Origin of the sequence: Neobacillus drentensis (assembly GCF_036962765.1) — a bacterium.
GTDB lineage: Bacteria > Bacillota > Bacilli > Bacillales > Cytobacillaceae > Neobacillus > Neobacillus drentensis_C.
This window is the reverse complement of record NZ_JBALOS010000319.1, coordinates 1-7,405: the sequence shown is the minus strand read 5'-3', so window position 1 is coordinate 7,405 and position 7,405 is coordinate 1. Positions and strand designations below refer to the sequence as shown.

Here is a 7,405-nt window from a genome sequence, read left to right as displayed (position 1 = left end):
TTCTCTTGCTCCTCAGGTAAGTTTTGTTCTTCAGAATGCTATGAGTTCAAAACAAAAGGCAGTGATCGCCAAATCACTGCCCTCTTAACGCTATTCTTTTGTTAACTTCACAGATGGATCGTCCTGTTTCGCCATTTCTTTTTCTAACTGCTCCACGCGCGCATCAAATGTGCTGTGGATAGAGGAATGGTTCACCCTTTGTTCTAATCGTTCTAGATAGTTCTCGATATCCTTAAACTTCGAGGAAAATTGTTCAGTCAATGAATTGGATTCTGAAACATGATTTATTTTTAGATTAGCCCGTGTTACATTTTCACGGCCCATTAATTCCATCCGGCGCAGATGCATATCCTTTAACTTCTGCTTCATTTCTTCATGCTTTCTTTCTAATTCATTGAGTTGATCTGTTACATTGGCAAGAGAAGTCTTCAAGCGCTCTGCTCGTTCTGCATATTGCTGATGCTCCGCTGCAGCAAATTGATAAAGTTCTGTTTCTCCAGCTTTTAAGGCAATCTCGGCTTGATGCTTTCGTTTTTCTGACCACTCGGTCGCTTGAAAACATTCTCTTGTAAATTCAGCTTTCAAGCTAGCTTGACGCTCAACCAGCCTGCCGACCTTTTCTGTCTCTTGCTCACACTCACGAAGATATTGATTGAGTAAGGCAATCGGATTTTGTTGTCCCTTGTGTTGCCTCGATTCATTTAAATCCGCGATAATTAGATCTTTAATTTTTGTTAATAAGTTTGCCATTGTTCCATTTCCCCTTTGAAATTATTATTTTTTTAATTCATTCCATTGTTTATCAAAATTTGCAAAAGGATCAGACTCCTTGTTCACAGGCGGCTTTTTGTTTTTATTCCACTGTTTATAAACTAAAAACAGGACATAAGCTGCACCTACACCAATTAGAGCTGGGATATGGTGAATCGTTGCTGAAAGAACTATTAAGCAGATGATTATTAACCCAATTTTCCAACCTATCGATTCAGTCTTCAAAAACTGTTTATAAATAAAGTAGAGAATCACTAGGCTTATAAGTAACCCGATCATTGGACCAATCGTTTTTAGTAATACAAATGCCGCAATACCGCCCGCTAATAGCAAACCAAATTTTTTCATGTTATGTTCCTCCTTCGTTTCACTATTTTGTCTTTATCTTAATTTCATCTTACCTTTTTTCAATTCTTTTCATAATTGCGCTTTAGCTTGATTTTCTACTAAGACCTAAGACGTAGATGCAATGGGGCTGTACCGCAAAGGATAATTGTAAAGAACAAAAAAGCTCACAATCTGTCTTGACCATCCAAGTGAGTGTGAGCTTCCATTCATTTTTGAAAAGATTTAGTACTATAGTATCGACTTTTAAAAAACAGAAAAGTCAAACTTCTCTTTCGGCATCTATCTGTTATAATTAAATTATTCCAATTCGTCCATATTATGGTGTAATACTAAAAAGCATTTGCAGTGATGTAAATCCTTTTTTATATAATCCATTTCAGGAGGTTATCTATGTATAAAATTAAGAATAAAGAAAAACTTTTCATTTACACAGGACCAGATGGTTCAGGAAGAAAAACAATTGCCAAAATGGTTGCGACTGCGTTTGATATGGAAACAGTTATCTCTTACACGACTCGTTCTCCTCGTCATTATGAAAAGAATGGGGAAGACTACCATTTTATTAACGAGGAAACATTCAAAAAGATGGAAGAGAAACAAGAATTTCTTGAATGCGTCGAAATCGATGGAATCCATTATGGCATTCGTGAAGAGGACATTGTTAAAGCATTCGAATCCCACAACCTCGTCTACCTCACATTAAATCCTGAAGGAACCGAGAAATTAAAACAAATGTATGGTGATCGTGTCATGCGCTTCTTCATCTATGCCGATCGCGATACGGTTATTGAGAGACAAAAGGATCGACAAGATAATGATCAAGACATTGCCCGCCACATGGCCCATTATGATGAAACCATGAACTATAAAAACAGCTGTGAACATGCCTTTGAAAATTATGATTCTCCGCAGATTTCCTTTCAAATTAGTGAAGTCATTGAAGATTTTCTTGAAAGAGGTTTCATAGTTACCGACTATTAAATAAAAATAGGTGTCAGGCACGCGATTGGTGCCTGACACCTTTTTTATAAAAGCTTACTGGCTTGTTAATTTTTCAAGTGTATTAAAAACTGCTTCATAATCTTCTTTCTTATCTGCTTTAAATGAGGTGTTTATGTAGGTTATCACGCCAGCTTTATCCACCACAAAGACTGAACGAATCGCCGTACCGCCTTTTTCGTTGAACACATAATAACTTTTTATCGTTTGTTTAAACCAATCTGATAATAAGGGATATGGCAGCGTTCCCATACTCGCGGCAAAGACTCTATGGGAGTGGATATGATCCACACTAATCCCAAGTACTTCTGCATCTAATTGCTCAAATCGTTTGTAATCCTCTTTCCAAGAGGAAATTTCCTTAATTCAGCCGGGCGTAAAGTCCATTCCATAAAAGGCAACGACTATATTTTTCTTCCCGCGATAATCAGACAAGGCAATTTTTTCCTTTGTCGTTGCCGTTAAAGAAAAGTCTGGAGCCAGGTCACCAACTTTCAAAGACTCTTCCAAAAAATCTCCCTCCTCTATTTATTATTATTATTATTATTGCTAGTTGGGTCCTGAATTTGTACATGCTGTGGCCGTTCTGGATAGGAACCCTTTCCTGCCTCGGGCCCGGTAAGATCATTTCTTTGGTCTAGAACTTTCCCAGTATATTCAATTGGATTATTCTTTGGCATTGTCTCACCTCCCCCCAAATCCCACATTAACAAAATAAACTATTTAGCTTTGCTTATTTGGAAATTTCAGTTTCTGTTCAGCTTCGCTCATATTTGGGTTGCTTCTGGGTTGACTTTTGTTTAATGCCCTCTTTAATTCGATAGTAGCATCATCGCCTGTATTGTTTTTTTTATCCATGTAGCTCCCTCCTTTTGGTTATATTATGAACCTAACTAAAAGGTTCATTCTTTCAACATCTGAGATAACGAAAAAGTTTAATAAAAAAGAACTCCAAAAACAAATTAACTTTGTTTCTCAGAGTTCACTGTTATTTAGATTATCTACTCCTGCAACTTAACGTTTACCTTCCTTTGGTGCTTCCCTTCGACTTCTGACGCACGGTCTTTTTTGATAAAAAAGGAAAGAACGAGACCGAGCAATGACAGGAAGGAAACTACCATGAAAGCAATATTGGCACCATACATATCCGGATAAGAAATCTCTGGTCGCTCCTGCGCGTTTTCTGCTGTTGTCGTCATGACTGTGACAAGTATGGCCGTACCAACAGAGGCAGCAATCATTTTCATCGTATTATCGACAGCAGCTCCGTGAGGTATTAATTGTTTTGGTAACTGGTTCAATGCAGATGTTGCGACCGGCATCATCACCATCGAAAAACCAAACATTCTGACCCCGTATAAGACCGTAATATAGGTCATCGTAGTAGAAGGACCTAAATTAGTAAATGCAAACGATGAAGCTGTCATAATAGTTAAACCAATCATCACTAACCATCTCGCGCCGATTTTATCAAAGACTCTCCCAATAATGGGTGCCATCAATCCACTTATTAGTGCACCAGGTAAAAGGGCAATGCCTGCCTCTACTGCCGTAAATTCCCTCATCCTCTGCATATATAGAGGAATGATCGTCTCCGCCCCTATAAGGCCCATAAAGCCGATCATACCAATGATTATTGCAAATGGGAAAATGGAATACTTAAAAACACCCAATTCAAGCATTGGATGTTTCAGTTTTAATTGCCTAGTAATAAACAGGGCAAGTGCCACTCCACCAATCCCCAAACTAAGCATCGTGGTGGTATTTGACCATCCATAATTTCCTGCACAAGTAAATCCGTACAGCAGACCGCCAAAACCTAGGGTCGATAAAATGATCGAAAAAACATCCATTTTTGGTTTTGATATCTCGGTTACATTTTTTAAAGCAATGAAAGCAACAAGAATATCGATAAGTGCAATTGGTAAAATGATAAAAAACAGTACTCTCCAAGAGTAATGTGATGTCACCCATCCCGACAAGGCTGGACCAATTGCTGGTGCAAAAGATATGACTAGACCGACCAACCCCATTGCAGCACCGCGTTTATTGATTGGAAAAATCATCAAAAATACTGTTGTCATTAGAGGAAGCATAATTCCTGCGCCGCAAGACTGGATGATCCTGCCTAATAGCAGTAACTCAAAATTAGAAGCAATCCCCCCTACAAGTGTACCCATAGCAAAAATACTCATTGCCGAGAGAAACAGCTGTCTTGTGGTAAACCGCTCTAATAGAAATGCACTAATTGGAATCATGATCCCATTTACCAACATAAAGACCGTTGTCAGCCATTGCGCGCTGTTGGAGGTGATGTGCATTTCTTCCATGATTGGAGGTATCGCTGTAATCATTAGTGTTTGATTTAGAATAGCAATAAACGTCCCTGCAAGCAAAAGAACAATAATGGTCGAATGCTTATTCCTTGATATCGCCATCAATCCATCCCCCATTCCCCTTCAATTTTCGTCATGATGGTGATTATCACCATGAGTCAAAGCTAAAAACGTACTTTTACAGATTACCTGATTTATCCATTAAGTGCTAATTAAATGCTTATCATTTTAGGTATGTACCTCTTATCCATCTGCTTGTCGAAAACAAAAAAGGAGTCCCTGCCCCCACTAAAGAGGAAAGAACTCCAACTATAGGCTAGTTAATTGACTCTCTTCGGACCTGACCAGTACATTTCTCTTAATCGAAATTTTTGCAATTTACCTGTAGCTGTTTTTGGTAAAGCCTCTACAAATTCAACTGATTTCGGTGCTTTAAAGTGTGCAAGTTGTGAACGGCAGAACTGAATAATCTCCTCTTCGGTTACTTTTGCCTCAGGCTGTAAGATAATAATCGCCTTTGGAACCTCGCCCCACTTTTCATCAGGAATCGCAATCACGGCCGTTTCTAAGACAGCCGGATGCTTATAAAGAACTCCTTCCACTTCTGTGGAAGAAATATTTTCGCCCCCGGAAATGATCAAATCCTTCGCACGGTCTCGTATTTCAATGAACCCATCTGGATGGGTAACAGCCAAATCACCGGTATGGAACCATCCATCCCTTATTGCCACCGCTGTCGTAATGGGATCCTTGTAATATCCTGCCATCACAACGTTGCCCCTTGTTATGATTTCTCCTAGTTCCTCACCGTTCCAGGCTACTTCTTCCCCGTCCGGATGAATAACCTTTGTTTCACCATTAAAAGTAAGTTCAATTCCTTGTCGTGCCTTGATTGCTGCTTGTTCATCGGCCGATTTTGAGTCGAATTCTTTTTTCCACTCACAGTATAGTATAAACGGTGAGGTTTCCGTTAGCCCATAGACATGGATCATATTTAAGCCAAGGAGGTCTTGTGCTTTTTGAATCAAGGCAGCTGCTGGAGGTGCCCCAGCTGTTGCCATCCGAGGGTTGGTTTCAATCCTTATTTCTTTGGCCTTTGGCTCATTGACCAGCATATTGACAACGGTTGGCGCCCCGCATAAAAGTGTGATCTTCCTTTTTTCAAATAAATCAAGAATCAGCTGCGGGTCAACCTTTCTTAGACAGACATGAGTCCCACCTGTTGCTGTAAGAGCCCACACACCGCCCCAGCCATTGGCATGAAACATTGGCAACGTATGAAGATAAACATCATCATGATTGACACCCAAGTGATACATGAAATTAGCAGCATTCAGATAATTCCCACGATGGGTAAGCATGACTCCCTTAGGTTTTGACGTTGTACCACTTGTATAGTTTAAGGTTAGAAGTTGATTTTCATCGATATCTACTTCAGGAAGTGTAAGCGTTTCCAAATCATGTTGCAGAAAATCTTCGTAATCCACACCAGCTAACGATGTTTCCTGTCCTGGGACTGAAACAATAATAATTTGTTCTAGCGAAAGATTATCAATGATTTTTTCGATTGGGCCGCAAAATTCCTCATCAACAATTAACATTTTCGCATCACTATGGCGAATGATATACTCCAAATCACCAGATGAAAGCCTGTAATTTAGTGGTACCATAACAGCACCAAGTTGGCAGATACCATAGAAGCACTCAAGCATATAATGTGTGTTGGGCAGCATGACTGCTACATGATCACTTTGGCCGATCCCCGCTTGGTGCAAGGCAGCAGAGAGCTGATCGACGCGCCTGCCAAATTCTTGATATGTAAATTCTTTGTCTCCATCGATGACGGCTGTTTTATTGGGATAATACTTTACCGCCCTTCGTTTCCAGTCTAATGGGGTTAATGGGGAAAACATTTCACCGACTCCTCTATTTTTAATGAGAGTGATGGATAATTTTTTCGCGTATTGTTCCCTTGGATGTTTACATCACAAGTCTATTCTTGTCCCAAAGTAGCAGTTTGTCAATCAATAAATTGATTTTTCTGAACATATTTTTTAACAAAAAAATCGAGTGGAGATGTTGATCCCGCACTCGATTATCCTACTTCTTAATTTTGTAATTTTTATGGTTTACAATAGTTGTCAGTGGTTCATCTTTTTCTTTCGAGAACCCATATTGGACCATAACAGAATTTTCCCTTATCCCAGAAACGACACCTTCTAATTTCTTTCCCTCTCGTTGAAAGGAAATTACATCGCCAATTTTTGCCGTTGCCATTCCATCACCTCGACATTAGATTGTCCATAATTTTCCGGTAAAATACTTTAAATGAACAAGAAAAAGAGCCTTTGTATGGGCAAAGGCTTCGTAGGTTTTCCAAAAACAACTATTGTGCAATTGTGCTCTCTACAATCATTTCGTTAATGATATTCCTAAATCCCCAAATGATATCGGATAACATATCCAGTTCAATATCGATTTCTTTAATGTCCCAATAATTTTCATTTTTTCGGTGGTAAGTAAATTTTCCACTTGGATACTTCATAATCGTAAGTGTTCCATTAGGTCTGAGTGTGTTTAATGTAAGAAAGTATTTCGTACCATCATGTTGAGCATATCTTTCAAAGTCATGAAGAAATCCAGATATTTCATTAATTCTTAATATCATCACTATTCACTCCTGATCTCTAATTCTTAAAAAGAATGCATGGAAAAGGTACGGTGAGGAAGAGGGAAAAACTACATTCACAAATAAAGTTATTGTATTGATTATAGAAGGAAAAAAATGCTATTTCAACCTAAATGTTAAATATCCAACCATCTTTTCCTGTCAATTGGTATCAGGCCCGCAATTTCTCCCTTCATCATAAATTTGGAATCACCTTTTCGTGGATTAATCTGATATAGTAGTCATTATGATGGAATGGAAAGGAATATAAAGACTATGAAAT

Annotated in this window: 10 protein-coding genes; 1 reads left to right on the top strand and 9 read right to left on the bottom strand. The window is 38.8% G+C overall.

The features are described from left to right. Positions 1–90: 90 nt before the first annotated feature. Together V7137_RS28225 and V7137_RS28220 are read right to left on the bottom strand one after the other, a co-directional pair. Positions 91–750: a PspA/IM30 family protein gene (locus tag V7137_RS28225; RefSeq protein ID WP_335701133.1), complete on the bottom strand. Its 660-nt coding sequence runs from the start codon at positions 748–750 to the stop codon at positions 91–93. Positions 751–774: 24 nt separating this feature from the next. After that, a complete protein-coding gene (locus V7137_RS28220; protein ID WP_335701132.1) occupies positions 775–1,119 on the bottom strand; it encodes a flagellar basal body rod protein in 345 nt (114 codons plus the stop codon). Between the two features lie 390 nt (positions 1,120–1,509). Here V7137_RS28220 and V7137_RS28215 point away from each other — a divergent pair, with 390 nt between their 5' ends. Further along, positions 1,510–2,100 carry a guanylate kinase gene (locus V7137_RS28215; RefSeq protein WP_335701131.1) on the top strand — a complete coding sequence of 197 codons (591 nt, stop codon included), beginning with the start codon at positions 1,510–1,512 and terminating at the stop codon, positions 2,098–2,100. A gap of 54 nt (positions 2,101–2,154) precedes the next feature. Here V7137_RS28215 and V7137_RS28210 read toward each other — a convergent pair whose 3' ends face one another. From V7137_RS28210 to V7137_RS28180, 7 genes are all read right to left on the bottom strand, one after another. Then, a complete protein-coding gene (locus tag V7137_RS28210) occupies positions 2,155–2,616 on the bottom strand; it encodes a redoxin domain-containing protein (RefSeq protein WP_335701138.1) in 462 nt (153 codons plus the stop codon). A gap of 26 nt (positions 2,617–2,642) precedes the next feature. Then, positions 2,643–2,798 (bottom strand): hypothetical protein, encoded by a 156-nt coding sequence (locus V7137_RS28205; protein WP_335701130.1) that lies wholly within the window; start codon positions 2,796–2,798, stop codon positions 2,643–2,645. 43 nt (positions 2,799–2,841) lie between these two features. Then, positions 2,842–2,976, bottom strand: coding sequence for a hypothetical protein (locus tag V7137_RS28200; RefSeq protein ID WP_335701129.1), 135 nt, complete (start codon positions 2,974–2,976; stop codon positions 2,842–2,844). Between the two features lie 143 nt (positions 2,977–3,119). Next, positions 3,120–4,556 carry an MDR family MFS transporter gene (locus V7137_RS28195; RefSeq protein ID WP_335701128.1) on the bottom strand — a complete coding sequence of 479 codons (1,437 nt, stop codon included), beginning with the start codon at positions 4,554–4,556 and terminating at the stop codon, positions 3,120–3,122. A gap of 218 nt (positions 4,557–4,774) precedes the next feature. Beyond that, a complete protein-coding gene (locus tag V7137_RS28190) occupies positions 4,775–6,367 on the bottom strand; it encodes a long-chain-fatty-acid--CoA ligase (RefSeq protein WP_335701127.1) in 1,593 nt (530 codons plus the stop codon). Between the two features lie 187 nt (positions 6,368–6,554). Next, entirely contained in the window at positions 6,555–6,731 is a 177-nt protein-coding gene (locus V7137_RS28185; RefSeq protein ID WP_335701126.1) for a DUF2187 family protein, read from the bottom strand. Positions 6,732–6,840: 109 nt separating this feature from the next. Continuing rightward, the gene (locus V7137_RS28180; RefSeq protein WP_335701125.1) at positions 6,841–7,122 is read right to left on the bottom strand and encodes a hypothetical protein; all 282 of its coding nucleotides are present in this window, start codon (positions 7,120–7,122) and stop codon (positions 6,841–6,843) included. Positions 7,123–7,405: the final 283 nt, after the last annotated feature.